The sequence below is a fragment of the Paenilisteria rustica genome (assembly GCF_013820765.1).
GTDB lineage: Bacteria > Bacillota > Bacilli > Lactobacillales > Listeriaceae > Listeria_A > Listeria_A rustica.
Genome location: NZ_JABJVM010000003.1, coordinates 141832 through 166955 on the forward strand (window position 1 = coordinate 141832; position 25124 = coordinate 166955).

The 25124-nt window shown below is 36.6% G+C and carries 30 protein-coding genes; 27 read left to right on the forward strand and 3 right to left on the reverse strand.

Annotated elements, in window-relative coordinates; translation table 11 throughout:
• Positions 1-171 precede the first annotated feature (171 nt).
• From HPK16_RS04140 to HPK16_RS04255, 24 genes are all read left to right on the forward strand, one after another.
• On the forward strand, positions 172-408 hold the full coding sequence (locus HPK16_RS04140; RefSeq protein ID WP_181675749.1) for a hypothetical protein: 237 nt from the start codon (positions 172-174) through the stop codon (positions 406-408).
• The gene (locus tag HPK16_RS04145; protein ID WP_181675750.1) at positions 408-1823 is read left to right on the forward strand and encodes an FtsK/SpoIIIE domain-containing protein; all 1416 of its coding nucleotides are present in this window, start codon (positions 408-410) and stop codon (positions 1821-1823) included. The genes HPK16_RS04140 and HPK16_RS04145 overlap by 1 nt, the downstream gene beginning before the upstream one ends.
• Complete coding sequence (locus HPK16_RS04150; protein ID WP_181675751.1) at positions 1823-3103, forward strand: replication initiation factor domain-containing protein; 1281 nt, start codon at positions 1823-1825, stop codon at positions 3101-3103. The genes HPK16_RS04145 and HPK16_RS04150 overlap by 1 nt, the downstream gene beginning before the upstream one ends.
• A 192-nt stretch (positions 3104-3295) precedes the next feature.
• Complete coding sequence (locus HPK16_RS04155; protein ID WP_181675752.1) at positions 3296-3484, forward strand: hypothetical protein; 189 nt, start codon at positions 3296-3298, stop codon at positions 3482-3484.
• A complete protein-coding gene (locus tag HPK16_RS04160; protein WP_181675753.1) occupies positions 3481-3822 on the forward strand; it encodes a DUF3850 domain-containing protein in 342 nt (113 codons plus the stop codon). The genes HPK16_RS04155 and HPK16_RS04160 overlap by 4 nt, the downstream gene beginning before the upstream one ends.
• Positions 3823-3842: 20 nt before the next feature.
• A complete protein-coding gene (locus HPK16_RS04165; protein WP_181675754.1) occupies positions 3843-4184 on the forward strand; it encodes a hypothetical protein in 342 nt (113 codons plus the stop codon).
• 19 nt (positions 4185-4203) lie between these two features.
• Positions 4204-4506 carry a hypothetical protein gene (locus HPK16_RS04170; RefSeq protein ID WP_181675755.1) on the forward strand — a complete coding sequence of 101 codons (303 nt, stop codon included), beginning with the start codon at positions 4204-4206 and terminating at the stop codon, positions 4504-4506.
• A gap of 33 nt (positions 4507-4539) precedes the next feature.
• Complete coding sequence (locus HPK16_RS04175) at positions 4540-5571, forward strand: conjugal transfer protein (protein WP_181675756.1); 1032 nt, start codon at positions 4540-4542, stop codon at positions 5569-5571.
• Positions 5572-5838: a TcpD family membrane protein gene (locus HPK16_RS04180; RefSeq protein WP_181675757.1), complete on the forward strand. Its 267-nt coding sequence runs from the start codon at positions 5572-5574 to the stop codon at positions 5836-5838.
• Complete coding sequence (locus HPK16_RS04185) at positions 5838-6227, forward strand: TcpE family conjugal transfer membrane protein (protein WP_181675758.1); 390 nt, start codon at positions 5838-5840, stop codon at positions 6225-6227. Before HPK16_RS04180 ends, HPK16_RS04185 begins: the two co-directional genes overlap by 1 nt.
• Positions 6228-6232: 5 nt before the next feature.
• Complete coding sequence (locus tag HPK16_RS17080; RefSeq protein ID WP_181675759.1) at positions 6233-8734, forward strand: ATP-binding protein; 2502 nt, start codon at positions 6233-6235, stop codon at positions 8732-8734.
• Positions 8735-8745: 11 nt separating this feature from the next.
• Positions 8746-10743 (forward strand): CD3337/EF1877 family mobilome membrane protein, encoded by a 1998-nt coding sequence (locus HPK16_RS04195; RefSeq protein WP_181675760.1) that lies wholly within the window; start codon positions 8746-8748, stop codon positions 10741-10743.
• On the forward strand, positions 10712-11686 hold the full coding sequence (locus HPK16_RS04200) for a bifunctional lytic transglycosylase/C40 family peptidase (protein WP_181675761.1): 975 nt from the start codon (positions 10712-10714) through the stop codon (positions 11684-11686). The genes HPK16_RS04195 and HPK16_RS04200 overlap by 32 nt, the downstream gene beginning before the upstream one ends.
• A 10-nt stretch (positions 11687-11696) precedes the next feature.
• Positions 11697-12173, forward strand: coding sequence for a hypothetical protein (locus HPK16_RS04205; RefSeq protein WP_181675762.1), 477 nt, complete (start codon positions 11697-11699; stop codon positions 12171-12173).
• A gap of 178 nt (positions 12174-12351) precedes the next feature.
• A complete protein-coding gene (locus HPK16_RS04210; protein ID WP_181675763.1) occupies positions 12352-12699 on the forward strand; it encodes a cystatin-like fold lipoprotein in 348 nt (115 codons plus the stop codon).
• Positions 12700-12897: 198 nt separating this feature from the next.
• Positions 12898-13845: a hypothetical protein gene (locus HPK16_RS04215; protein ID WP_181675764.1), complete on the forward strand. Its 948-nt coding sequence runs from the start codon at positions 12898-12900 to the stop codon at positions 13843-13845.
• Positions 13846-13884: 39 nt separating this feature from the next.
• Complete coding sequence (locus HPK16_RS04220; RefSeq protein ID WP_181675765.1) at positions 13885-14307, forward strand: hypothetical protein; 423 nt, start codon at positions 13885-13887, stop codon at positions 14305-14307.
• A complete protein-coding gene (locus HPK16_RS04225) occupies positions 14301-14675 on the forward strand; it encodes a hypothetical protein (RefSeq protein WP_181675766.1) in 375 nt (124 codons plus the stop codon). Before HPK16_RS04220 ends, HPK16_RS04225 begins: the two co-directional genes overlap by 7 nt.
• 153 nt (positions 14676-14828) lie before the next feature.
• Positions 14829-15122 (forward strand): DUF3130 family protein, encoded by a 294-nt coding sequence (locus HPK16_RS04230; RefSeq protein WP_181675767.1) that lies wholly within the window; start codon positions 14829-14831, stop codon positions 15120-15122.
• Between the two features lie 22 nt (positions 15123-15144).
• Positions 15145-15459 carry a hypothetical protein gene (locus tag HPK16_RS04235; protein WP_181675768.1) on the forward strand — a complete coding sequence of 105 codons (315 nt, stop codon included), beginning with the start codon at positions 15145-15147 and terminating at the stop codon, positions 15457-15459.
• Complete coding sequence (locus HPK16_RS04240) at positions 15446-16918, forward strand: T7SS effector LXG polymorphic toxin (protein ID WP_181675769.1); 1473 nt, start codon at positions 15446-15448, stop codon at positions 16916-16918. The genes HPK16_RS04235 and HPK16_RS04240 overlap by 14 nt, the downstream gene beginning before the upstream one ends.
• A gap of 14 nt (positions 16919-16932) precedes the next feature.
• Positions 16933-17634: a PoNe immunity protein domain-containing protein gene (locus HPK16_RS04245; protein WP_181675770.1), complete on the forward strand. Its 702-nt coding sequence runs from the start codon at positions 16933-16935 to the stop codon at positions 17632-17634.
• A 165-nt stretch (positions 17635-17799) separates the two neighbouring features.
• Positions 17800-18126 carry an Imm59 family immunity protein gene (locus HPK16_RS04250; protein WP_181675771.1) on the forward strand — a complete coding sequence of 109 codons (327 nt, stop codon included), beginning with the start codon at positions 17800-17802 and terminating at the stop codon, positions 18124-18126.
• Between the two features lie 565 nt (positions 18127-18691).
• The gene (locus tag HPK16_RS04255) at positions 18692-21721 is read left to right on the forward strand and encodes a DEAD/DEAH box helicase (protein WP_181675772.1); all 3030 of its coding nucleotides are present in this window, start codon (positions 18692-18694) and stop codon (positions 21719-21721) included.
• Between the two features lie 51 nt (positions 21722-21772).
• On the opposite strand, the gene HPK16_RS04260 is transcribed toward HPK16_RS04255, so the two are convergent.
• Genes HPK16_RS04260 through HPK16_RS04270 form a run of 3 tightly spaced genes read right to left on the reverse strand, consistent with a single transcriptional unit; the run spans position 21773 to position 23767 of the window.
• Positions 21773-22894 carry a tyrosine-type recombinase/integrase gene (locus HPK16_RS04260; RefSeq protein ID WP_181675773.1) on the reverse strand — a complete coding sequence of 374 codons (1122 nt, stop codon included), beginning with the start codon at positions 22892-22894 and terminating at the stop codon, positions 21773-21775.
• Positions 22884-23402 (reverse strand): ImmA/IrrE family metallo-endopeptidase, encoded by a 519-nt coding sequence (locus HPK16_RS17170; RefSeq protein WP_181675774.1) that lies wholly within the window; start codon positions 23400-23402, stop codon positions 22884-22886. The genes HPK16_RS04260 and HPK16_RS17170 overlap by 11 nt, the downstream gene beginning before the upstream one ends.
• 26 nt (positions 23403-23428) lie before the next feature.
• Positions 23429-23767 carry a helix-turn-helix domain-containing protein gene (locus tag HPK16_RS04270; protein WP_181675775.1) on the reverse strand — a complete coding sequence of 113 codons (339 nt, stop codon included), beginning with the start codon at positions 23765-23767 and terminating at the stop codon, positions 23429-23431.
• Positions 23768-23974: 207 nt separating this feature from the next.
• On the opposite strand from HPK16_RS04270, the gene HPK16_RS04275 reads away from it, so the two are divergent.
• The 3 genes from HPK16_RS04275 (at position 23975) to HPK16_RS04285 (ending at position 25112) form a co-directional block, all read left to right on the forward strand.
• Positions 23975-24184 carry a DNA-binding protein gene (locus HPK16_RS04275; RefSeq protein ID WP_220132251.1) on the forward strand — a complete coding sequence of 70 codons (210 nt, stop codon included), beginning with the start codon at positions 23975-23977 and terminating at the stop codon, positions 24182-24184.
• Complete coding sequence (locus HPK16_RS04280; protein ID WP_246369244.1) at positions 24162-24401, forward strand: hypothetical protein; 240 nt, start codon at positions 24162-24164, stop codon at positions 24399-24401. Before HPK16_RS04275 ends, HPK16_RS04280 begins: the two co-directional genes overlap by 23 nt.
• Before the next feature lie 492 nt (positions 24402-24893).
• On the forward strand, positions 24894-25112 hold the full coding sequence (locus HPK16_RS04285) for a hypothetical protein (RefSeq protein ID WP_181675777.1): 219 nt from the start codon (positions 24894-24896) through the stop codon (positions 25110-25112).
• Positions 25113-25124 lie beyond the last annotated feature (12 nt).

A 25124-nucleotide genomic window follows, 5' to 3' on the forward strand; every position in this document is an offset into this window, starting at 1 on the left:
CATCCTTGTAGTAAGATTAAAATAGCATATTTACAGTATATAACAATTGTAATAATATGTCTAGCGTCTTTTCCGAACCATCTTTAGAATGGTGAGTGTCGTATATAATTGGCTAGTTTCGTGTATTGGGAATCGCGATGAAAGATAACAAATGTCGAATGGAGGAGAAGAATGTCCTTTATAGAAGGAAATTTGCAACTTGTCATGATGATATTGATTACGGTAGCATTTGTCTGCTTTTGTCTTGATTTTTCAGGACATGCTACTGCCTCAAGAAGAATAGGAAAACTGACTTGTGTTGTGGTTGTTTTGTTCGTACTTCTATATGATCCTATGTTGCATCTTTACAATCAATATTTGCAAGAATTAAAACAAATGGCTCCAGAGATTTGGAGGGGAATTACTTGATGAAAGAATTATTTAGATACAAAGGCGTTCGAATAAAGCCATCGATGCGTTTCCTAGTAGCATATTTCATACTTGGAATCACAATGGGTGCTTTTGTTCTCGCCTTTTTTTTAATGTATCATCTAACGAAAACTGTAGAAATGAATAGCTATGTTGTTAGAAGTTTGGTTGTAGGCTGTATATTGGCGCTGATGTTGAACGCCGTTTTAACACCATTTATCCGTTTTAAATTACTAGTGTATCAACGTGTAGCAAAGATGATTTATATTGGACGGTATTACTTGATTGATAATGTGGCGGTAGTGTCGATGTTTAACAATAAGCATAAGATGCGAAGGAAAGTTGTCTACTATCCTAAACTCTATGTCATTGCAAAAAGGCGGAAAATTCAGTTAGAAATCCAGTTGGATGGGTCAAAGTTCCATGATAAATTTAAAAACTTGTCTGCGGAACTAGAAGATATGTTTTCAGGCGATTTGCATAGTGTATACACTCGAAATAGCTACATGGTGTATGATTTGCGGTTAGGTTTTAAAAATGACCGTATCAGCATAGAACAGACAGCCCCAATTGGCTATGCTATTGCCTTAATGAAAGATTTTATGTGGAATGTCGCTAAATCTCCAAATGCCCTTATCGTTGGGGGGATTGGGGGCGGTAAAACGTTCTTCTTGTTTACACTCGTGATTAATTTGCTGAAAATGGGGGCTAAAGTATCGATTTACGATGTAAAACGCTCGGCGTTATCGTCATTAAGTGATGTTATCCCCGGAGTATTTACGGAAGCAGAACACATCATAAAAGATATGAAGGCAACAAGTGAAGCGATGATAGAGCGTTATAAAAGCATACGTAAACGTTCCGATTATCAAGCGGGAAAGGATTTCACGTACTACAAAATAAAACCAGTTGTATTAGTAATGGATGAATTTGTTGCTTTACAACAAAGCTTGGACAAAAATCAGAAACTAGAATTTGATAAATATTTACGGCAAATTTCTTTAATGGGTCGTGAAGCGGGGTATTTGATGATTCTTACGACACAACGACCAGATGCAAAATTTATGCCCGCGGATGTACGCGACCAGTTAAGTTTGCGTGTAGCGTTAGGTTCAATGTCAGACGAAGGGTATCGCATGGCGTTCGGCAGTGTAGATAAAACGTTTTTATCCTTTGAAGGCGAAAAAGGACGCGGTTACTGCTTTATGGATGGTGTTACCACGAGAGTAAGGAGTTTTTACAGCCCGCATGTGCCGTCTGATTATGATTTTAGAAGTGAGATTGCCAAACTGACTGACACAGCGGCGGCGGCGTGGGCGCATGAAGCGCCAAGCGCCAAAGAAGCTGTAGAGACAGTCGACGAGGCTATGCCTCGGACACGAATAAGAGAAGTAATATTAGAGGAGGATAAATAATGAGCGAAGCGAATCAACCCACCGATACTAAAAGGTGGGTAGATAGCCAAAAAAAGAAAGATGGTAAACAAGCGTATTTATCCGCGTGCATTGATTGGATGCAATTAACGTTGAAAGATATAACGGCGGAACGCATTTGTGAGGAACTGTTAGGATTCCCGTTTGATTTAATGGTCGAAGATGCAAGACCTGGTATTAAAGGCGGGGCATCCTTTCTCTGCTTTGATGACATTCGTATTTTTCGAACAGAGGATAAAAACAGGACGAGAGTTCTGTATTATCAACTGATGATGACAGGGGAAGGATGTCGGCAATTTGAAAAATTTTTAGAGCTACAAAATCGTACATGGTTCGACTTTGTAACGACGGCTATCAATACGGAAGCGCACTTTACGCGGATCGATTTAGCCATTGATGACCGAAAAACATATTTCAAAATCGGCAGATTGATTGACATGTCTAAAAAGGGCTTGTGTCAAACGCGGTTACGTACTGCAAAGCGACATGATTCTTTCGAACTTTCGGATGGTACCACACGGGGCGATACGATTGATTTCGGAAGTCGTCAAAGTGAATTTTTTATGACCTTTTACGAGAAAAATTATGAGCAAGCCTCGAAATTTGGCATGGAGAAGCTAGAGGAATTAGGAAAATGGAACCGTTATGAGTTGAAATTTCGGCAAGACATGGCTTCTCAAGTAGCGTATAAACTGGTAGCGATTCGGGATGTGATGGATGTTGCGTTACCGATACTTAACCACAAATTACGGTTTATTGAAGCTAAAACGAACGAGAAGAAAGCGAATTGTCCAACGTGGAAACCGTGGGAATACTTTATGTCGGATGTGAGTAAAATTAAGCTGAAAATGGAACCAGTTGAGAAGAATTTTCCTCGTTTTTACGGTTGGATGGCTACGAGCGTTGGACCGTCTTTGTGGATTGCCGAGCAGATTAAGCGATATACGGGGAAGGATATTGTTCGTGAAGTTATTGATACTGCGGTTATTAATAAAAAACACCGATTTGATTTGCAGTGTTATTTACAAACATGTTCTTTACTGGAAGGAAAGCCTTCTAGTATTGAAAATAAACCGCGAGAACGTGCTATTTTAGTGCATGATAATTTGTATCAGTCATTAGAACACGCGAGGGCTTTATTCCGAGAACCAGACGCGTTGAAAGAAAATAAAATGGATGTCAATGAGTTATTGCAAAGTGCGCTTGTTGCTTTGTTTGAAAAAAACAATGTGCCTCATTTATCATTATTGAAAAACGGATAAAACAGGAAATGTCAAGAACTGAAAGCGGTAACGGACTGACGAAGGAGGGAGTATAAGGAGCTGTAAGAGCTTGATATGAGCATATGCCCTACACGCTAATGTTTGCCAATGGTTTCAACATTGGCCGAGTTCCCGACGGCGAGGGGGTTTGTAGTTTTTTTAAAAGATGATTAGAGAAAGAAGGAAAACAAGATGTTCGATAAGAAAATGTTGCAAAAAGTAGAAAAGGATATAGAAGCGAGAAAAGCAAGGGCAAAGTTTTACCGTGAAAAAGATGAAAGCATTTTTATTCTTGAAACACAATTACAATTTTTTAAATACGGTTTACAAAATGCCATGCCTTCTGAATGGAAAGAACGGTATGAGGAGGAGGAAGAATGAAAGAGGCACCAGTTGTTACTACGAATACACTGTTATCTCGATTGCCTGCCAATCTGCGGGTACATGAACTAAAGATTTTAAAGCAACATTTTGAAGAAATTTGCACCGAAAGAAAACGTTTTGAAACGCGATACAATGATCGTGACTATAAACGTGGGGATGTGCTCTACTTGCGAGAAATTGAGCCAAGAAATACCTTGTTCGATTATGCAGATAATGCAGACCTTCCCAATTTTACAGGTCGTGAAATGTTGGTGATTGTTGATTTTGTTTCGGATGCTTTGCAACGAGAGGGTTATGTAGGCATGAATTTCAGAGTTTTATGGATAGAAAAATAAGGAAATAGGAGCTGAAAAAAATGAATGAAATTATGAACGTTGTAAAAAAACCAATTCCTGCGGTGGCAGTAGAGTATACTGGGAAAAATGTAGAAAGTGTGCAAGGATTGCTAGCACTTGCGGGCTCGGTTGAAAAATTTGAAACATGCTTTTCTTTTCAAGATGATGAACTATACGTAAATACATTAGAGGGCGAGCATCATGTCACGGTAGGTTCTTTTGTTATCAGAGGTAATTTTGATGATTTTTGGTCGATAAAAAAAGAAATTTTTGAAGCGACCTATGAAATACAGAAAAAAGAAGAATATAGCGAAACATTTGGATATACTGGCGACTTTAGGGATGGTACACAACCAAGATAAGTAAAGGAAGTGTAAAAGTATGAACAGTTTAGACAAAGAAATGAAACGGCTGGGCTTCAATGTTGCCATTCCGCAGTTACTATACACGCGGGATATTGGAAAGCATACAACCTTACTTGTTGAGGGGGAATTTCCCCCTCGAAAAATGGTGCCTGCTGTTGGCGTGTACGTCTATACATTTTACAAAGCGAGATATGAATTTAAAGATGGGCGAATGTCGCATGTGAAAGTGTATGCCGAACGCAGGGACGTACGTTCTATGTTGTTCAAAGTAAAAAAACATCTTGAATTTTTAGCCGAGAATCAAATTATTTCAAAATGAGGCGGTGAGCATGTGTTTCAAAAGGCAAAAAAAATGATGAAAAATACCTTTGAACATTTTCGGAAAATACAGAAAAAAACGAAACCAAAACGGAAATTGCCGAAAAATAAGTCTAGTGGCAAGTGGCTACGTAGAGGTATCTGGTTGACTATCTTTCTTGTAGGATTTGCGGGATTATCTGGCTATTTTAAAAGTGTAAGAGCTTTAAAAGAAATTGAATCAACTAAAGCAAGTAATGTGAATGCACAGGTGGTGTCAGTCACAACAGATAGACCAATGGAGATTTTCGCAGAAAATTTTATTAAAGCATATTTCCATCGCCCGTTGTTGATGGAACAGGAATCATATACGGATGGCATGAAAAAATATTTTGCGAATGGTTTTCCACTCGAAGATATTTCGAATGTTGGCGCGCGCGAATTAATAAGTAGTTCATTGTTTGATGTTGAGAAAAAAAAGAATTACTCCGTTTTGATTTATCAAGTAGCTTATAACAATATAACGAATCAAATGGCTACGCGTATAAAGCAAGTTCCAGTTAAACAAGGAAAAAAGATAGTTCAAAAGAAAATAACAGAAAAGTACACAAAGGAGGTGAAATCGAAAGTAACATGTTTGGTGCATGTACCTGTGCAATCTGTGAAGGGTGCTTATTCGGTCGTGGATGCTGTTTACTATACAACTATCCCAAACTTGGCAACAAGCAATGGTGACGTCGTGACAGATGATAGTGCGAATCAAGATTTAGATGCAGTATCAACGAAACAACAAGGAAAAGTGGAATCTTTTTTACAGAACTTTTTTGAGAATTACGCAAGTGGTACGAAAGAAGATATGGCATTCATGATGAAAAATCCGGAGACGTTGGACGGGATGAAGCAGTACAAAGAAATTGTTTCTATGCGTGCATACAATCAAAAACAAGGTGTTTTAGTAAAAGTGAAAGTATCTTTCACTGATAAGCAGTCATCTGGTACGGATGTTGAAAATTTCACCTTGGATTTATCGAAAAAAGAGGGACAATATTTTGTCTCAAAATTAACGCATACGTTAGGAGGAAATTAAATGAACATGTTGCAGTACTTGCAATTGAAATTGGTATTAGGTGCGTTTCAATTGCCTAATTTAGATGGGATTAGAACATACATTACGGATCAAGGGGCTAATGCTATTATCATTATTACAGCAGTTTTAGCCATTGTATTTCTGTGTATGCAAAAAATCGGTGCTTTTATTGGTTTCATTATTTTTGCTGGTGTTGTCTATTTTTCGGTGTCAAGTCCCGAAAAGTTACTAGGCGCAGTGAAAGGTATTTGGGAGTTGCTTTTCTAATGAAAGAGACATTCAATTATAAACAAGCGTTTCAACATCCAATCATTCTCCGAAAAATCTACAAAAAAGTAGAGATGCCGTTTGGTGGTGTGAGGCTTTCTCGATTTGTAACGATGCTAAGTTTATTCGCGCTATTGTTGTTATTTCGCAATGTCATTTCAGCATTAAATGGTATTATACCAGGGTTATCATTAGTGATTTATATTTTGATTCCGTTTTATTTTTCAGGTTTGTTACTACAAGTGAATCCAGATGGAAAAAATTTATTTTTCTTTTTGAGAGATTATGCAACATATTTTTTTACCATCAAGTTAAGACGAAAAAAATATTCTAATGACGCCGAAGTGTTGTATATGAACCAAACGATGCGCACACGAGAGAGGAAGTGATAAACGTGGCATTACAAACACCGTTTAAAGCTGTGCAAGATAATTTGTTGCTAACGAAAACGGGGGACATTTGGGCTTATTACCAAGTGTCTCCGCAATTTATTCCAACGGGGAACCAAGAGGGAAAGCAAAAAGTTAAAAATGATTTCGATTATTTTTTCTCACAACTGGAAAAGTATCACGATTTTGAATTACAAATGATTCCGAAAGGAATTGACTTGGAGGGCATCAATAACACGTTATATCAAGATATTGATGCGAATCGTCGTAAAGTGGCTCATTATTACATTGATGAGTCTAGAAAGATGCTACAAAAGCAGTTAGGGCGTGTAACTAGATACGACTTCATTTTAGGCGTGAAATTGAAAAAGAACGTCATGCATGAAAATGATGCTAAATCGCAAGTAACGAACGCGATTTCATCTGTTGAAAATACCATTTTATCCATTTTTAACTTAGTGAAAGAAGTGGATGACTCCTTTTTTGAACGTTTTAAAGTTGCTGAAAATGATTTGTTCCAATTGGCAAGTAGCATAAAAGCGAAAAAGTTATCAGAGGATGAATTAGTTTATGTGAATCGGTACAATTTTATTCGAGATATGGAACATTCCGTTGAAAGAGAATCACAGAAACGCGATATTCATTCGATAACGGATAGTATTATCGATCCTACGCAAGCGGGCTATATCAAATTACAGACAGCCGAAGGCGAGTGTTATATGACGCATGTTGTTGTTGATTCCTTTCATGCTGATATGCGTTATTCTCATGTGTTTGAATGCGCGCAATATTTTCCGTTTTCTACGGAAGTACGTATTAAAGCCCAGTTCCGAGAAAAGGGGACGATGTTACGTAAGACCAACACGACAATGAAGCGCATGAAAGTGATGGGAAAAGAGAAAATGGAGCAAGGGGGCAACGTAGAAGATTCTGTCAAGCAGTCCCGTGCTTTAATGGAACGATTAGAAAATCAGTTAAGCGCAGATGAAAAATTTTTACAATGGCGATGCGGAATTGTTGTTACTGGGGTAACAAAAGAAGCGTGTAAACAACGTGCAAAATATGTTACGCGTGTATTGGCACAACGTAAAATAGTGTCGTTACAGCCAAGCGCTGACCAATTACAACTATTCTATCAATTCTTACCTGCGGAGCCGTTGAAGGGTCGAAATTGGCTACAACAGACGACGACAGCAGGATTTGCAGAAAATTTATTTGCTGTCAGTCAACGAATTGGAAACAATGTTGGTTTTTATCTTGGGCGTTTAAATCGGTTACAGCGTAGCGATACGATGAAAGATTCTGTCTATTCGAGTCGTGATATTGTATTGTTCCATCCTTACGTGGCGAATAAAGGAATTGAAGGGGCTATTACAGATAGTCCGCACATATCGATTACAGGGCAAACTGGCAAAGGGAAATCATTCCTAGTTGATATGTTACTAATGTTTCTTTCGAAATTGAAAGTAAAAACATTATACGTAGACCCGAAAACGGCAGTATATGAACAGTTTAAGCGTATTTATGAAGACCCCGTGTTTCAGAAGAAATATCCGTTGTTTTGTGAAGAACTCAAGTCTTTTAATTATGTAAATTTAGATGCAGATGATCCAGAATGCCATGGCGTGCTTGACCCCTTAGTTATGTTGGAAGGTTCAGAAGCGAAGGACACGGCGCAAGCGATTATTGAACAAATCTATAATTTAGACAATAAAGACGATATAAAACGTGTATTACTTCAAAAAATCGATGAAGTAGTAAGAGAACGTGAAGAGGGTAAAAAAGTCGGCTTTATGCATGTGATTGAGCGTATGATTTCGCATGAGAATGTGGCGGTTTCAAACGCGGGAAAATTACTAGATGTGGAAGTGAAACATAGCATTTTACAACTTGTATTTTCAAAGGGTGAAACGAAAGGGCTAAACACGGATGCAGATACGACTATCTTAGGTATCAAGGGGCTAGATTTACCAGATAAAGAAGTCAATCCAGATTCTTATGATAGCGGTGAGAAGAAAGCGGTGGCGTTAATGATACCACTTTCTAAATTTTGCCGTGTATTTGGGAAGGAGAATCGCAAGCAACAAACAGCGATTATTTTCGATGAAGCTTGGATGTTGGCGGCGGCGAGACAAGGGGCGAAATTAATCATGGAAATGCGTCGCGTTGGTCGTCAATTCAATAATATGTTGATTCTAGTTACGCAGTCGGTCAACGATTGTAACACGGATGCAGATAGTGGAAATTTCGGTGTGAATTTTGCGTTTGATGAAGATTCGGAGCGGAAGGACATCTTACGTTATTTGAATTTGGAGGTAAACGAAAAAGAACCGAATGCGAACGAAACGATGTTAGCAAACATGATTAAAGGCGAATGCTTATTTAAGGACATTTACGGACGTACTGGCAAATTAGCCGTGCATTGCCTATTTGAGGAATGGACAGAGGCATTTAAAACGGTGGAACATACACATTCATCCGAAGCTGAATCTAAATTTGCATCGTAAGGAGTGATAACATGAAGCAAATTTTTGCGATAATAGGCATCGTGCTTATTACGATTTGTACATTTGCACAAACGGTCAATGCGGAAGTGTCCGATAAGACATTTTCAGAGCAAGCAAAGGAACAAGCAAAAAAAGCATCGGATAAGACGATACAACAGCAGGCAGATAAAAAGGCACGGGACATTCAAGCCCAAGAAGCGAAAGAACTGAAAGCAAAAACGACAGTTCAAAAAAAGATTGTGACGGTCGCAGGAATTACGTTGCATAGTAAATACTATCCAAATGCGAATTATCGCGCCAATATTGATACATCTGACGATGGTTTTTTTGATAAAAAAATCATAAGTGCGATGAACGCTCTGACTAATTTTTTCTTTTCGCTTACAAAGATTGTGGCAAATGTGGTAGACACGAGTGTGGATAAATTGTATTCCATGGATGTAGTCAATCAAGTATCTGATATGATCGCTAATATTTCCGTTCAATTGTTCCATGGCTTAAATGAAAAATTTGGTGTGCTGTTTTTTACAATTGCGGTTATTCAAATCTTTATTATTTTTGCAGTGAAGCAGAATCATGGAGAGGCATTTAGAAAGGCGATGCTTTTATTTCTAGTTATAGGCTTGGGTTTTTTGTGGTTTTCCAACGTGTCTTATTACCTGAAGGTAGTCAATCATTTGAGTGAAGAAACGCAGGGAGTGATTATGCAGTCTGGCACGTCATTTACAGCAGATTCAAAAGAAAAAGTGGTGAAAGGCGAAGAATTGGAAGGTTCTTTGTCATTGATGCGTAACTTTTACTTTGATTTGATTGTGGAGCGCCCATATTTGCTTATGAATTATGGAACTCCAGATAAATCGGCACTCATTCAGAAGGATAAGAACAGGGTGGATAAACTGTTGTCCTATAAAGATACGAAAGAGGGGCAAAAAGCGAAGGAAAAAGTTATTAGTTCAGAGATTGATACAAAAAATAACCCTTATATGTCATCAAACTATGTGGATTATCAAATGGCAATAGCGTTCATTAGTTTTTTGTTTAGCATCTTGCTTGGGATTCCGTTGGTGTTGATTGCTTTTCTAAATCCATTAATCTCGATTCTTTTTGTTGTGTTGGCTCTGGTGTTTGCGATTACGGCAATTTTGAGTATTCTGCCAAGTTTTTCAAATAGCTTGTTAAATACATTTACAAAAATGCTCGCGGTCGCTTTTATGAAATGTATTGTTGGGTTATTCATTTTGTTTATTTATCTTATTGTTGCAGTCATGGATAAATTATTGCCACCAACATCGATTGGTATGTACGCATTGAATATTATTGCGGTGGCAGCGTCCATATTTTTGCTGATGAAATACCGAAATGAACTCATTAAGTTAGTAACGGGTGATGCGATTACATCGATTGATAATCATATACCTGAAAATATGATGCAAAATATGCAATTAGATTTGCCTAAAATGGATATACCAGAAATGCCAAAACTCCATATGCCTCAATTTTCATTTGGTGAAAATTATCCAGAAATATCAGATGCACCGAACATGTTAGAAGGAAATAATTTTGATGCATTAGGATATGAGCGAACGCCTCAAATTGAAATGGTGGAGGTGAACGGTGAATTTATGTCAGAAGATGACTCGATACGCCAATCAGTACAACAAGAATCATCTGGAACGAGTAAATACACGCCATCTGTATCAATAATAGAGCATGAGCCAATAGAAAGTGAATCTCCTGCGGATGTACCAGTTTCGCCACTGGTGTTAGAGCATCCTATGAATCATAATGTTGATGTTCGTTCTGATATTAAAGCTCCGCATTTTGATGCTTCGGATGGAGATAGGGATAATGTGATAGATATGGCATCTTTTTCGGAAGATTTTGACCGTACGTCACAAGGGGACTACGCTTCGTATGATGACGAGTATTTTGATTCTTTAGAGGCGATGGAGCCACCAGAACCAGAGGAGGGTTATGATGGGGATAAAAACATATATCAAGCTAGCTAGTGCGCTTATTTTACCCATTTTACTCATTCCATTAATGCTTATTATGTTGATAACGGGCGATGATGATACGGTTTCGATGCCTTCGAACAATATTGAAACGGCGTCGAGTATTTCGGTATCTTCTGACGTAGAGCGTTACCGTCCTTTGTTTGAAAAATATGCGAAAAAATACGGCTTAGAAACACAAATTAATATACTAATGGCGCTCACCATGCAAGAAAGTGGTGGGCGTGTTCCTGATGTGATGCAGAGCAGTGAAAGTTTAGGATTAGCCCCAAATAGTATTACTGATCCAGAACAGAGTATTGATGCTGGTTGTAATCATTTTAAATCTGTTTTAACAAAAGCAAAAGGAGATGTTGATTTGACGTTGCAGTCTTACAACTTTGGAGGTGGTTTTATCAGTTGGGTGCAGGATGGTCGAGGCGGAAAGTATACGCCGTTACTTGCTAAGCAGTTTAGCGTCGTAATGGCGAGTAAGATGGGGTGGAATAATTACGGTGACGCGGAATATGTACAGCATGTAAGGCGTTATTTAGTGGCTACAAGTGCCAATGTCGCATCTTCAAAACAGATGGATGTAATCATGAAAGAAGCGCTTAAATATCAAGGACAGCCTTATGTTTGGGGTGGTAATACAGCTAATTCTGGTTTTGATTGTTCTGGCTTAACGCAATGGTGTTATAAACAAGCAAATGTATCTCTGCCAAGGACGGCGGAAGAACAATATAATGTAGCTACGAAAATTACGGAATCACAAGCGAAGGCGGGGGATTTAGTATTTTTTTCGGGAACATATGCAGGTAAATTTATTACGCATGTAGGTATTTACGTTGGAAATGGTCGTATGTATAATAGCAATGATTCAGGTGTGGAATATAGTTCATTAAGCAATGCTTATTGGAAAGCTCATTTTGTTGGGTTTGGACGGATTTTGAAATAGGAGGGATAGGATGAAAAAGATAGTAGTAGTGATTGTTATTATGTCTTTGCTTGCCACATTGTTTCTGTATTATGCGAAGTATAGGCAGGCAGAAACAAACATTCAAGATTTGCATAATGCGCAAAAACATGTGATTAATCAGCAGGAAATTGAGAAAAAAGCTATTGCTTTAAATACAAGCTTTTTAGATGCATTTCTGACGTATTCCAAGCAATCGGAGCGTTATGCACACGTAAAAAAACTGGTCACAACAAATGTATTAGCGGATGCTTTTCCGTCGCAATCGAATGTTAATTCGAGTGTTGCATCTCAAATTATGAGCCAAGTGTCATATGTGAAAGTAGCGGAAGGTATTGTGTACTTCATAAATGATTTGAAAATTAAGACAACGTATGACATGCAAGAGAATGAATATCGTATGATATTACAAACAAAAGTTGAAGCTGACAAAGTAAGCGAATTAACTATTATGAATGTCACATCTTGATTTATCATATAGGTGAAAAAAAGACATAATTTAATGCAGTTGTGTCTTTTTTTTGAGGATTTAACTTTTCTTAAGAAAAACAGGGGTAAATAGAATAGTAAGATATAGACAATGTTAGATTATGTATATAGAATTGGTACTAGGATATAATTAAAATTAGAAAGAGAGAGTGAATAATTTGAGAAAGATGATAGTTTTAACGGGGGTTGCTTGTTTGCTGATTTTAGGAGCGTGCAGTAATGATACTTCTGAAAATAAATATGATAAGCAAATTGAAATGTCGATAAAAGAGTGTAACGAAGGTTTTAAACTTGCTGATATGAAAAGAAATTTAAAGCGTGCAGAATGTAATTTTAAAGTATATAATGATGGGGAATATGTGCTTGTTGAATATCCATTTACAAAAAATGATGATGATTTAGAAGAAGATTTATACCATGTTGTCAGTAGCAGGGAAATGAATTTATCCAATGTGGGAAATGTTGAAGGGCTGAAACCTGATTATGTAGAAACGAATGTGCAATAAGCGTTTTATTATTGTATTGACTGGTTTTTTAGTTAATTGTTTTTTTTTGACACAAAAAGAACGTATGTTCTGTACAATTATAAATACTTGTGATATTATAGCTATAAAGTTAAATACTGCATATTTACATTGAAAAAAATTCCTTTTGTGTATATAATAAAATTTGGAAGACATTATATACAGAATAGAGGAGAATTAATGGAATACATTTATTTAGAAACCCCTATTATTAATCGCTTTGCCTCTTTACATGGTGTGAAACCGGGTCAAAAACCACGAGAAGACGTTATAGAAGAGATACGTAAAATCGGTAAAGAAGAAGAATTACAATTCTTAAATCAACAATATCAATTTTCGAGTAAGCATATTTCATTGTGGAAGTTTCCAGATGGATTTCCAAATAATTTGAGAACAGCACAGCAGTTTATTGACAGCTTAGTTAAGAGGGACATAATTATGGCAGAGAGTATAAATACAGCTTGGGAACCCCCATTATTGAATAGACCTCAAATCTGTGCTATTAAAATGGTGGCAGAGAATGTTTATATGACTATAGTCGAGAAAAATTCGAGAAAAGTGAAGGAGGCTTATGGATCAACAAGCCTTGAGTCTGCAAAGTTTACCTCTTTGGTAATTCATTTTGGTACAGACCAATTAATTCAGCATAGATGTGCATTCTCGTATACAAAGAAATATACCACGTTTATTAAGGATCTTATGCTGTTACCTTCAGAAGCAGAGCCATATACATTTCCGAAAACAACAAAAAAAACGGCAATGAGAATATGTGAATTGGTGTCAGCAGGAGTTATATCCAGAGATATTGATACACCTTCTAGTATCGGTAGTATAACCCTAAACGGTACGGAAGGAATAGATTTAAATTCGGATGAAGAATGTAAAAGAATAACAGAAGCTTTGAATGAAATGGGTCTACCTACTGATAATAATAATTCCGAGACTTGTATATTTAATTTTACAGAGCCCATAACAAGTTTTGCTGTTAAAACAAAATTTGAAATTAATTATAAAAGAGGTTTTTATAAATTTTCTAAAGAAATGCCGGAATTTATTTTTGATTATTTTTGGGAGGCGCTCACTATTGCTGAGCGTGAAGAGCAGGCAGAAATTTTAGAAAAAGCTTGATTTGGTAAAAATAAACTTATTATATGAGGAGGGGAAAATATGAGTAGATTCTCTATGATTGATGTTAATGGGCTTCTTGAAGACTGGGCTAAAAGAGAAGTCGGATTACAAAATTTCACGGTAGAGCATATTTTAGCAGCACTTTCCCTTCCAGAAGATGATTATGAATCCTTATTCTTATTTTTGCGTAATAAGGTGGGAAGTGAATTAGAATTAAAAAAGATGCTCTTATGCCCAGATGGGCATAAAAATCAGGTTGTAGACCTTGATACAGATGTGTCAGACATATACACGGAGTGTGTGCGCTGTGATGCTGAGGACTACGAGCAATTCTGGGTATTTGTATTTTCTTTTAACTCTGATTATCAACAAGATGCTCGGCAACATGCTACCAAAGATGAAAAAAAAAAAATGACAAGATACCTTCCCCAGATGGGTATAGGAGTGGTGAACGTTTGGTAGAGGATGGTTTAATGCCAGAAGAAGCTTTGAAAGGAGTGGTATATATGAAAAGTGAGATAACTATTAATGGTGATGTTAGTAATTCAAATATAGCTCATGAGAATAATGGTAAGATGTTCAGCCAGAAAATAAATAGTAACCCAGAGTATGCTAAAATTTTTGATGACTTACGAGATTTTATAAAAAGTAATAGAGCATTAACTAGTGTGGAAAAGGAAGAAACTCTATCAGATTTAGAAAATGTTAGCCAAGCAATTGAGGCTCAAAAAAAATCGCGTGCACGTACATTATTTGAATTACTACCCGATGCCATTAAAACATGTGATGCTGGAATAAAATTGCTAACGACGGTATTGACCTTAAGTTAAAGAAAGGCTGAGTCAAGCTACCAATTTATTGGGGAATATTTCTTTGGATAAGTAGAAAGCTTGATTTCTAAAACTGGAATTGAGCTTTTTTTATTAGGGTAATATGGTATAATATTTCCATGGACACTAAAATAAGGAAGGATTGAGTAACAAGTGGCAAAGAAAATACAGCTACCAAGTGGCAGATTATCAGAACATGCAACGGTGATTGGGAAGAATCCAGATGCTTTGGCATTCAAGTTACGCCCTAATGTTGCTTACTCCACGGGAACTGCGCAGGAATTGGTCTATGATTGTATGGAGATGGTTCAATTTTTGCAAGCGTTTCCTAGTGCGTTTGTAAAAGATGGGCAGAATTTGAAGAATGTAGAAAAAGCTTTCGTGGCATCAGAAAAAGTACTAGGGCAGATGTTGCAATCGGGATTGGATTTAGGTAGTAAAAAATAATCATTAGGGGGGCATAGGGAAGATGGAAAAAGAGAGAAAATTACTAGAAAAACAATTAGAAGAGAGCGTTAATAAACGGAGAAAGTTGGAGGATATTCAGATAGGGCTGATTCAATTGAATCGGGATAAAGCGAATATTCTGGTGAACTTTAGTGAGGCTTGGCAAGGGGAGAAAGCGGATAAAACGATGAGTAGGTTGGAAGACGCGGCGGAAGAGGAATGGCGTGAGACGCGTAAATACGTGAATGCGTTAGAAGATGCCATCATCGAGGAAAAGCGACAAATTCGAATCCAATTGGAGAAATTGAAGGAGAATGCGAAAAATGGCGCGCATTGACATTGCAGAAATACATAATTTTGTGTCGGTATTTATCGCCGAGTCTAAGCGGGTGCAACAAGAATTAGATCAGCGAGAGACGGCGATTGGTAGTTTTTTGTCCGATTCGGATATTCAAGGAGAAATAGGCGACCAAGCAAAGGCATACTATCGAGATGTGTACTATCCGCTTATTAAAGCTACGAAAAATAGCTTGCAGGATGCCGAGGGACGCTTAAAAAAATACGTTTCAGATTTCTATTCACAAGTGGATGCCTCGATGAATGCTAAGCTCGATTTAGCACGAATGTACGAATTACAGGCAGATATGCGGAAGTATGAAAACAAAATAGAAGCATTGAAAGCAGATACCAACTCCGCGGCTAATAGTATGGCTTCCATTGGAAAGAATATTGGTTTACGATTAGGTATGGAGACGGCGATGGGGCAATATCGTAAAGAAGAAGAGATACTAGAAAAATATGAGCACTTTGAATCCACGCATCGAAATATGTTACGTGATGTATTGATGGATTTACACCAAGTGAAGCAAAGCCTTGCGCAGATTGAAAGCGGTGTTGCATTTAATGTATCCTCCCATATGTTCCAGCCAACGAAAATAAAACTAGGGGCATTAGCACCGAAAAAAGCGAAGACGTTTGATTTTAGTAAGTATGAAAAGACATTACAAGGGAGCTATTGGGTGTTGACGAAGAATGGAAAGACAGACGCAGACTGTGCAGAGGCGACGATTGCATATAATGATGGCTTAAGAGACGGCTCCGTTAAAGAAGTGAAGAGTGAGCAAGAAGATGTCGATGCTGAAATTATAAAAACCGCATTAGACGGTAGGTATTATTTCACAGATGAACCGATTACTAAAGCGCAGAGTTTTTCTATCATAGCTGGTTTAGCAACAAGTCTAGTGGCTGTGCGTGCTCGCGGGCGCGTTTTTTCCAAAGATAATCTAAATAGTGTGAAGTCTGAGTTAAAGATAAAAATGAATACGATTCCTCCAAAGGTCCATACAACGCAATTCAATATTATTAAGAAGGTCGAAAGTGGTAAAGTACAGTTAGTTACAAACAAGCGTAAAGGTAACTATGGCGAGATGAAAATGGATGTTCATTTTGAGAGTACTACTTACAAAAGAATTAGTGGAGACCGCGTAACAGGACTGAATGATAAAATTGTTAAAGGTATTGATGGCGTGTACGAAAATTCAAGTCCGCCGCCAAAGTATGTTATTGCAGAAGCTAAGTATGGCACTTCTCAATTAAGAAAAACAAAAGACGGTAAGCAAATGAGTGATACTTGGACTAATGGTGGAAAAACAGGTGTTAGACTAGAAAAATCAGTTGGAATTGATAAGGCAGATGATATACTCTTAGAAGGTTATGATAGAGAGTTGGTTAATATTGCTCCAGACGGTTCAATTACTGTTACTAAGCTAGATTCGAAAGGAAATGCTATAAAGTAAGAAGGTGGTAAGTCATGATTAGAGATCATATTAAAGACGAATTGTATTTTAAAGATTACATTGAACAGCAAGAAAAACGAATTGAAAAATTCCAACTAAAGCTAGATGAAAATGAGGTAGCAGAAAATCGTATATTTGCCGTTAAAGAAAAGATAGAAGCACTAAAATTCCAAATATTAATCGCAGGGTATTCTAGTGGGGAAAGAGTTGATATATTGGAAAGTCAATATAGAGAAATAGCTAGTAATATGAGTGATTTTTGGGATATGGATTCGAGTTATTCGGATGTACTTTGGATGGTATCAATAGGTATCATGCTTGAGATTGATGAAGTTACTTTTGGTATGTTGAAAAATTTAGTATTGCAAGGTGAACAGAGAGATTTTCTACTAAGCTACTTACTACACAGCAGAGATAGAGATGTTGATTTTGAGGATGACCATTTTTCACACGAAGAGCCATACATGTTTCTGAAAGAGGTTATAGGTGTAAGTAAGGATAGTGCTGTGATAAATTTGAAAACTTATTTAAATGAGAAATGGTACCAAGGAAATGCAGATTCTGGCTGGTTTGATATTCATAATGAAAAGGAAAAACTTTATTATGGATATTGGAGTTTTGAGAGTGGAGCGATAGCTAAGATAATGGGATTGGATGATATTAATTTAAAAGAAGTTCCGTTTTATCCATATGATTTAGTTCATTATAAAAATTAGTGTTGTTGTGGGGACTTATTGGTCATGACAATTTGCATTTTTTTCACAAGATAAATCTAGTGATAGTATGAGATAATTGTAAATAAGAAAGTATCTATCTCAAATTTAACTAGGAACTGTAGTCGACTGGTATGAAAAATTAGGACTTTTAAATGAGGTAGCAAAATGAACGGTAATCTAATGGGAGAATATAAAAAGATTTTAGAGGATAACATTCAGATATTAGGTTATGAGGAATTAAGGTATTCCATTTTTGAAGGAGCGGAGAATAACAGACAAGAATATCAAATTAGAATAGAAAAAATTGGAGATATATTTGAGGTTTACATGACAGCGGATAGGGCAGGAGTAATTGGGAAGTATGAGTTTGAGGATATTTTTGATGCATTCCATCAATTCTTAAGTATCATGCAGGATACGATTCTTTCGAATAGGAAAAGAGTAAGAGACGGGAAGCCTGCTGAATATCCTAGTTCGTTATGGGATAATTAGAGATTTTATAAAATAGACTGTGGGGAATCGCTAGGCATTGTTCGGGGTTAAAGGTGTTTTTGAAGTACCTGGCGAGGTAATTGTTCGTATTTTAAATTATTAAAACTAGCCATTTTTTTGCAAATTATTTGCAATAATTATAATAAGATATGTAATAAATACTGTTTTTTCACAAGCTAAACCTAGTGATAGCAATAAAAATAATTGTAAATAAGAAAATATGCAACTCTTAATCAGCGGGTCGTGGGTTCGATCCCCTCACAACCCATCCTAGAGCCTCAACGGATATCACGTCTGTTGGGGCTTTTTTGTGCGTGAAAATGTTTGTGAAAATCCTGAAAAATCCTTATGAAGAAAATTTAAATGAATTTAAGGAAGCCTTAGTATATGGTTAATTAACACATAAAGGATTTAACATTTCTGAAAATGCTACCTTAATAACTACTAAGAGTGAAATGTTACCCTGTCTATATACGACAAAAATTTGGAAATTATATGCTAATATCTGTTATACTATTATCAATGAAAGGAACGAAATAACAACATGACAGGAAGAGGGAGAAGAATGGGAAAATATAAAATTTTAAACTCAAAGATTGGAAATGGAAATAAAATGAGTATGTGTGCTGATGAAAGTGGCATCTTGTTTAGCAAAGAACAGATTTTGGAGAGCTGGAAAAAGGGGTATCAAGAAAAAGTTTCTCGGAGTAAAGAAGAGATTGGACTACGACTGCCCCAATTTGGTGCGCTATCCGCAATACGAGCGCACTGGGCTACGTCAATTGCACCTGCTACAATTGTTCTGCCTACTGGAACCGGGAAATCTGAAACGATGTATACTACCATTATTTCAGAGAGAATATGTTCAACATTGATTATTGTTCCTTCTAATCTTTTACGTGAACAAATCTTTGAGGGGACTAGTCGATTTGGTATTCTGTCCAAATTGGGAATGATATCAGACGAAGTCATATTTCCAACAACTTTACTTTATAAAGCAAAAGTAGGTGATAAGGATGAGGAAATTCTTTCTGATGCGTTTGATAAGGCAAATATCATTGTTTCAACTCCAGGGATGATTAAGAATTTATCTGCCAATTTATTGAGCCAATTGTCCGAAAAAGTAGAAGTCGTGATATTTGATGAAGCGCATCATCTTGGAGCTCCCGACTGGAGGACTGTCAGAGAAAAGTTTTTAGGGAAAAAAATTCTACAATTCACAGCAACCCCTTTTAGAAATGATGGTAAAAAAATTGATGGTAAAATTATTTTCAATTACAGTTTAGGCCTAGCTCAAGAATCCCAATATTTTAAGCCAATTGATTTTTATCCTATACAGGAATTCGATGAGCGTAAATCAGACAAAGCTATTGCGAAAGTAGCAGTGGACTGTTTGAGAGAAGATATTAATCTTGGCTATGAGCACATACTTTTAGCTAGAGCAAATAGTCGTAAGCGCGCTGATGAATTGTTTGAAGTTATATATTCTAAGTATAAAGAATTTAATCCTGTATTGATTCATACAGGTATTCCAAGCGTGCAGAGAAATGAAAGTCTACAGAAAGTTAAGAATGGTAGTTCACGAATTGTTGTATGCGTTAATATGTTTGGTGAAGGTATTGATATTCCGACGCTTAAGATTGCTGCAATTCATGATAAATATAAATCATTGCCAGTTACATTGCAGTTTATTGGGCGATTTGCCAGAACTAGCGATAATAAATTAGGAAATGCCAAGCTTATTACTAATGTGGCGCTAGACGATTTGAAAGAATCAGTTGAAGAGTTGTATCGTCAAGATTCTGATTGGAATAGACTTCTGAATATTCATTCGGATAAAGCTGTGGATAAAGAGGTAGAGCTTGGGGAGTTTGTTAACAAGTTTGAAAAAGGTCATGTCGAAGATATAGATTTATCACAACTAAAAATGAAGATAAGTACACGGATGTTTAGAAATTTATCAAAGTCAATTTATGAAGACGGTTGGAAACAAGTTTTAGATCCAGAAAAGACCATATGGTTCATTAATAAAGAAGACTCAGAGTATGTATTTATCGAGCCTATTGAAAAGAAAGTAGTCTGGTCGGAACAAAAGGATATAGTGGAATATGATTATGATTTCTTTGTTTTATTTTTCGATAAAGCTAATGGGGTTGTTCATATAAATGAAACTGATTCTGGAAAGGGAAATCGTCTTGTAGGTAAAATGTTTCCGGAAGCTGTTGATATCAAAGGAGACTCAGTCTATCGTATCTTAGATGGAGTTAATAGATTGATGATAGGGACTTTAGGGTTAAAACAAGTTCCAAATGGTCGAATTAGTTTTAGAATGTTCGCAGGTACAGATATTAAGTCTGGTATAAATGAAGCAGTTGTATCAAATTCAACTAAATCGAATTTGTTTGGCTATGGTTATCAAGATGGAGAACGCATTAGTGTGGGCTGTTCTTATAAAGGGAAGGTTTGGATGAGATGGGTAGAGCGAATTAGCTTTTGGATAGATTGGTGCAAGAAAATCAGTGAGAAAGTATTAGATGAAAGTATTGATACGAGTACCATATTAGAGAATTCACTTGTTTTAGAAGTTATTAAAGAATTCCCAGAAGGGGTTCCCTATAAAATATCATTACCCGAAGTGTTAGAGGTGTCGAATTCACCTTCTAAACAGTTGTATCTTGCTAAAGAAGATAAACTATTTCCTTTTTTTCAAACAGATGTAAGTAATCCAAAGGTTATAAATGGGAAAATACGATTTGATGTTCGGATAAACGCTAGAGAATTTGCTTTTGAGCAGAATATAGATGGTGATACGTATAGCTTCAAACAGGTAGAGGGTGAGAAGTTAAAGGTGAAGTTGGGATCTCGAACTGTTGAGATGTCAGATTACCTTCATGAATATTCGCCCGAAATATCTTTTATACAGGCTGATGGAACTATTGTTGTGGTGCAAGAGAACTTGAAAACAGTAATTAAGGCTAAAAGAGATCTTAAAGTATCTACAGATGCTATATATTCAATTGATTGGGGTGCATTAGGAGTTAATATTAGGTCAGAGTCCCAGGGTAAAGTAAGAAAATCAGATTCAATTCAATATGCTACAATACATAATATTGTAGATCAATCATCGGATGTTATATTTGATGACGATGGGACGGGAGAGATTGCGGATATTATTTCAATTAAAATTGACGAAGAGCTACGAAGAGTCTCTTTTCATTTATATCACTGTAAATATTCTAGTGGAGCCCTTCCTGGAGCAAGGGTTAAAGATTTGTATGAGGTATGTGGACAAGCTGAAAAATCTATCATGTGGAATGATAATATACTAGAGCTTGTTCAGCGGATGATACTAAGAGAAAATAAGAGATTTGGGAATGATAGTGAAACTCGCTTTGAAAAAGGGGATTTGCAGACTTTGCATATGTTAAAAAAAATGGTGAAATCAGGGTTTGAAACGAATTTTGAAATATCGATTGTTCAACCAGGGGTGTCTAGGGCTAAAATGACAAGCTCGATGAATCAAATAATTTTATCAACGGATGCGTATTTAAGGGATACTTATAATATCCCTTTAACGTGCTATTTTAGTAATTGATAGATATTTAGGACAGTTAATGAAATTTGTGCGGATTTGAATACTATTGGGTCAGAAGATATTATCAAATTTATCGCTCATACTCTTTTGCTTATTTGGGAATAGATGTCCGTAAGTATCAATTGTTGTAGTAATACTAGCGTGCCCCATCCGTTCTTTTATCACAGTTATTTCTTCGTGGTTATCAATTAATAATGCGACATGTGAATGCCGAAAATCATGCAGTCTGATAGGGGTCAGTCCAGCCACTTTACAAATTTTCGTGATCTTTTTCGTCCCAAAACATTCACGTATAGGCGTATTAATACTGTACTGAAAAACAGTAATATCTTTCAAATCGGTTATCAAATAGGATTTCAATAAAGCTTCCTGACGATCTTTCCAGCCCTTAAGCATCTTTGCTAATTTCGCATTAATAGTAATGTAGCGGTTACTATTAGTGCTTTTTGGCGTGGTGACAATATTCTCGCCGCCCACACGAGACATAGTTTTAGAAACATGAATTTCATTTCGTCCAAAATCAATATCTTCCCACTGCAATGCCAACATTTCTCCAGCACGCATCCCAGTTAGGTAAGCCGTCGTAAAGAATACTTTATCAACATGATCTTTTTCATCGATAGCTTCAATAAAACACCTGAATTCAGCAGTAGTCCAGAATTTCATTTTTTGTTTCACGACTTTCAATTTCTTAATCCCTGTGCAAGGGTTTCGAAGGATAAGGTTATCATCAATAGCGACATCAAAGAGTTTTTTCAGCAAGATCATGTGTTTATTAATACTATTATTAGATAAACGTGTCTTCTCATCCTCATTTAGTAGCATATCTCTGAATTGTATACAGTCTTTCTTCTCTAATTTCGAAATTAAGCTCCCTGTAAAATGAGGCATAATTCTATGGTTATAGTATCCTTTTTGAGTCCTTACATAAGTAAGCTTTTGATCTACAGTATAATTCGCGAAATATTTATCACCAATTTGGTCAAAGGTCACTTTTAAATTCGTCACCAAGTTATTTTGGAAATATTGCTGTTTGTAATAACTTTGCAAATGTTCGGCTTCTGCCTTGGTTTTAATGTTTTTTTTCTTTATTCTGCGCTGTTTTTGTGCAACTGGATCGTATCCTAGGCTAACATCAAGTATATACCCCTTGTCGGTTTTCTTAATTACCATAATAACTCCTCCTATTGGAACGTATGTTCTTTTTGCGAGTAAAAAAAATATTGTAATAATTGCAGTTATCGAAAATATTTTGGAGACGTTGATACGCGATTTCTTCGGGAATATTGAAGAGATCACTGACTTCTTGAACCAGATTATCGGATTCGAAATTGATAAATTGGAACATATGAATTGGTACGGCTAAGTATAATGAAAAATGGCAAGCTTCTTGCTCGAAGTTATCACATCGGGCTAAGTATTTATGATGATCAAAATGATTATGGCTTAACTCGTGTAGAAATTCAAAATGTTGCTGCTTAGGAGTCTTCTGCTTGTTGATAGTGATGAGGCGATACTCATTCACGACAATGTAGCTAGAGGCGTTTCCTAAGCGATAGTCTAGGTTTTCTAATGTGAATATCCGTTCTATATTTAAGTCACTGGGTAATCGAATGTTTAGTGTCCTTAAGTATTGGGATGCTTTTTGTTCAAGGTAATTTCCAATGTAGTCTGTCCTCATGTTCCCGTTCACCTCGTTGTAGGGATTTATTTATTTTTGTCTCTAGTTTTTCTTTTCAAAGCTTCTATCATAGTTTCGATGTACTCTAAATCTTCATCTGTTAAATTTTCTTTTTCGAAATAATGAACAGAGACATTATCTTTTTCACCAGATGTAGGATTGTTTGTTCTTCCTAGCAAATAATCAGTCGTTGTCTCTAATACATCAGAAAGTTTGCCTAATGTTTCAGTATCAGGCAGACGAGTGCCGCGTTCATATCCTGAGATTGAGACATGAGTGAGGTTTATTTGTTTGGCTAATTCAGTTTGTGTGAGCTTTTTTTCTTTGCGAAGTTTTTTTATTCTTTCTCCTATAATGTTAGCCATGGGAATAGCTCCTTTTCTTTACTTTAGGGTACATTTACATTCTATATTAAACGTATGGGGAAAACCAAAGAGAACTACTTTTTGTCGCTTAATAGAAAATAAATATTAAAATGTCCTTTACAAGTACAATTATTTATTATATAATGTACTCATAGGTTACAAAATAGAACGAATGAAACTAAAAGTTACATGGGTGAGGTGTTAAATTTGAAATTTTTAAATGCTAAGGAAGTCGCGAAATTAATGGGAATTAGTGTTTCAGGTGCATATGATATTATTCGAAAATTAAATGCAGAACTAGTGCAAAAAGGTTACCGAGTGAAGAGTGGCAAGGTGAACGAACTGTATTTCAAAAAAGTATATGGTTTTTCTGATTTAGGAGAGGACGATCAGCATGAATTACAAGCAAACGCATGATTTGATGAAGAAGGCTGTTCCATTGGCTCGGAAAATGGAAGGTGATTGGAATATTAGAATGAGTATAGCATTGCGTAGTGTGACGATAGACCACTTACTAGGGCTTCCTTTTTCTAAGGATACTATTCACCGTCTTTTGCAAAAAGGAGTTTCTTATCGACGTATCTGTAAGAATTACGGGGTATATCACCGTGATGTGACAGCGATTCTACAATGATTGCTTGGTGTGAGGTTAGACCACCAAGGGCAACCCGAATGACAGAATCGAAAATGATGGTAAGGCTGTTCTTTGACAATTACATATTTGTATAGTGATAGATGGCTATACAAAAAAAGAAACGCCCTGATAGATCAGGACGCTCCGATAAAACTTCGACACTTTTATTGTAGCGCAAATGATCCGAAATGTCACGTGCGATTTCGAGTGAATGCAGTTGCCACTTGATAAACGAAACTGTAGCAGGCTGGAATGAGCGTGTGCCAAGATTGCACTGGTGAAAGCAATCTGATGGTTATAATTAACCTACTATATACTGCGGGGATCTATGGAAGTGGAGAGCAGTTGATAAGCGCGATGACGGATACAAGAACCGAGCGGAAAATGATTTTTTGAGAGGTGATATCCGAATATGAATGTAGCATGTGTGATTTCGGATGATAGATGGTGACTTTTCATAAGCTAGCGTATTTTATAGCAGATTATCAATTTATGGCGAACCAGCATTGTACAGAAGAGCAAGTGGTAGAGAGCTTGCATCAAGCGTCGCAAGAACAAGGTCTCGATCAACAATCTGGTTATGGGGACGATGCATTTGTTTATGGATTATCTGCTTCGGATGCGCGTGATGGTAAGGCGGTTTCTTTTATTTTTTACGCGCAAGAAGATGGGGAAGGTTTTCTGTATTCTGGGTGGTCGCAACGAGAATAAAAGATAGTAAGA

Bases quoted from the DNA above. Each gene is read 5' to 3' on its own strand.
- HPK16_RS04140 (WP_181675749.1), top strand. From the start codon at position 172: ATGTCCTTTATAGAAGGAAATTTGCAACTTGTCATGATGATATTGATT.
- HPK16_RS04145 (WP_181675750.1), top strand. From the start codon at position 408: ATGAAAGAATTATTTAGATACAAAGGCGTTCGAATAAAGCCATCGATG.
- HPK16_RS04150 (WP_181675751.1), top strand. From the start codon at position 1,823: ATGAGCGAAGCGAATCAACCCACCGATACTAAAAGGTGGGTAGATAGC.
- HPK16_RS04155 (WP_181675752.1), top strand. From the start codon at position 3,296: ATGTTCGATAAGAAAATGTTGCAAAAAGTAGAAAAGGATATAGAAGCG.
- HPK16_RS04160 (WP_181675753.1), top strand. From the start codon at position 3,481: ATGAAAGAGGCACCAGTTGTTACTACGAATACACTGTTATCTCGATTG.
- HPK16_RS04165 (WP_181675754.1), top strand. From the start codon at position 3,843: ATGAATGAAATTATGAACGTTGTAAAAAAACCAATTCCTGCGGTGGCA.
- HPK16_RS04170 (WP_181675755.1), top strand. From the start codon at position 4,204: ATGAACAGTTTAGACAAAGAAATGAAACGGCTGGGCTTCAATGTTGCC.
- HPK16_RS04175 (WP_181675756.1), top strand. From the start codon at position 4,540: ATGATGAAAAATACCTTTGAACATTTTCGGAAAATACAGAAAAAAACG.
- HPK16_RS04180 (WP_181675757.1), top strand. From the start codon at position 5,572: ATGAACATGTTGCAGTACTTGCAATTGAAATTGGTATTAGGTGCGTTT.
- HPK16_RS04185 (WP_181675758.1), top strand. From the start codon at position 5,838: ATGAAAGAGACATTCAATTATAAACAAGCGTTTCAACATCCAATCATT.
- HPK16_RS04195 (WP_181675760.1), top strand. From the start codon at position 8,746: ATGAAGCAAATTTTTGCGATAATAGGCATCGTGCTTATTACGATTTGT.
- HPK16_RS04200 (WP_181675761.1), top strand. From the start codon at position 10,712: ATGGGGATAAAAACATATATCAAGCTAGCTAGTGCGCTTATTTTACCC.
- HPK16_RS04205 (WP_181675762.1), top strand. From the start codon at position 11,697: ATGAAAAAGATAGTAGTAGTGATTGTTATTATGTCTTTGCTTGCCACA.
- HPK16_RS04215 (WP_181675764.1), top strand. From the start codon at position 12,898: ATGGAATACATTTATTTAGAAACCCCTATTATTAATCGCTTTGCCTCT.
- HPK16_RS04220 (WP_181675765.1), top strand. From the start codon at position 13,885: ATGAGTAGATTCTCTATGATTGATGTTAATGGGCTTCTTGAAGACTGG.
- HPK16_RS04235 (WP_181675768.1), top strand. From the start codon at position 15,145: ATGGAAAAAGAGAGAAAATTACTAGAAAAACAATTAGAAGAGAGCGTT.
- HPK16_RS04240 (WP_181675769.1), top strand. From the start codon at position 15,446: ATGGCGCGCATTGACATTGCAGAAATACATAATTTTGTGTCGGTATTT.
- HPK16_RS04245 (WP_181675770.1), top strand. From the start codon at position 16,933: ATGATTAGAGATCATATTAAAGACGAATTGTATTTTAAAGATTACATT.
- HPK16_RS04250 (WP_181675771.1), top strand. From the start codon at position 17,800: ATGAACGGTAATCTAATGGGAGAATATAAAAAGATTTTAGAGGATAAC.
- HPK16_RS04255 (WP_181675772.1), top strand. From the start codon at position 18,692: ATGGGAAAATATAAAATTTTAAACTCAAAGATTGGAAATGGAAATAAA.
- HPK16_RS04260 (WP_181675773.1), bottom strand. From the start codon at position 22,894: ATGGTAATTAAGAAAACCGACAAGGGGTATATACTTGATGTTAGCCTA.
- HPK16_RS17170 (WP_181675774.1), bottom strand. From the start codon at position 23,402: ATGAGGACAGACTACATTGGAAATTACCTTGAACAAAAAGCATCCCAA.
- HPK16_RS04270 (WP_181675775.1), bottom strand. From the start codon at position 23,767: ATGGCTAACATTATAGGAGAAAGAATAAAAAAACTTCGCAAAGAAAAA.
- HPK16_RS04280 (WP_246369244.1), top strand. From the start codon at position 24,162: ATGAATTACAAGCAAACGCATGATTTGATGAAGAAGGCTGTTCCATTG.
- HPK16_RS04285 (WP_181675777.1), top strand. From the start codon at position 24,894: ATGGCGAACCAGCATTGTACAGAAGAGCAAGTGGTAGAGAGCTTGCAT.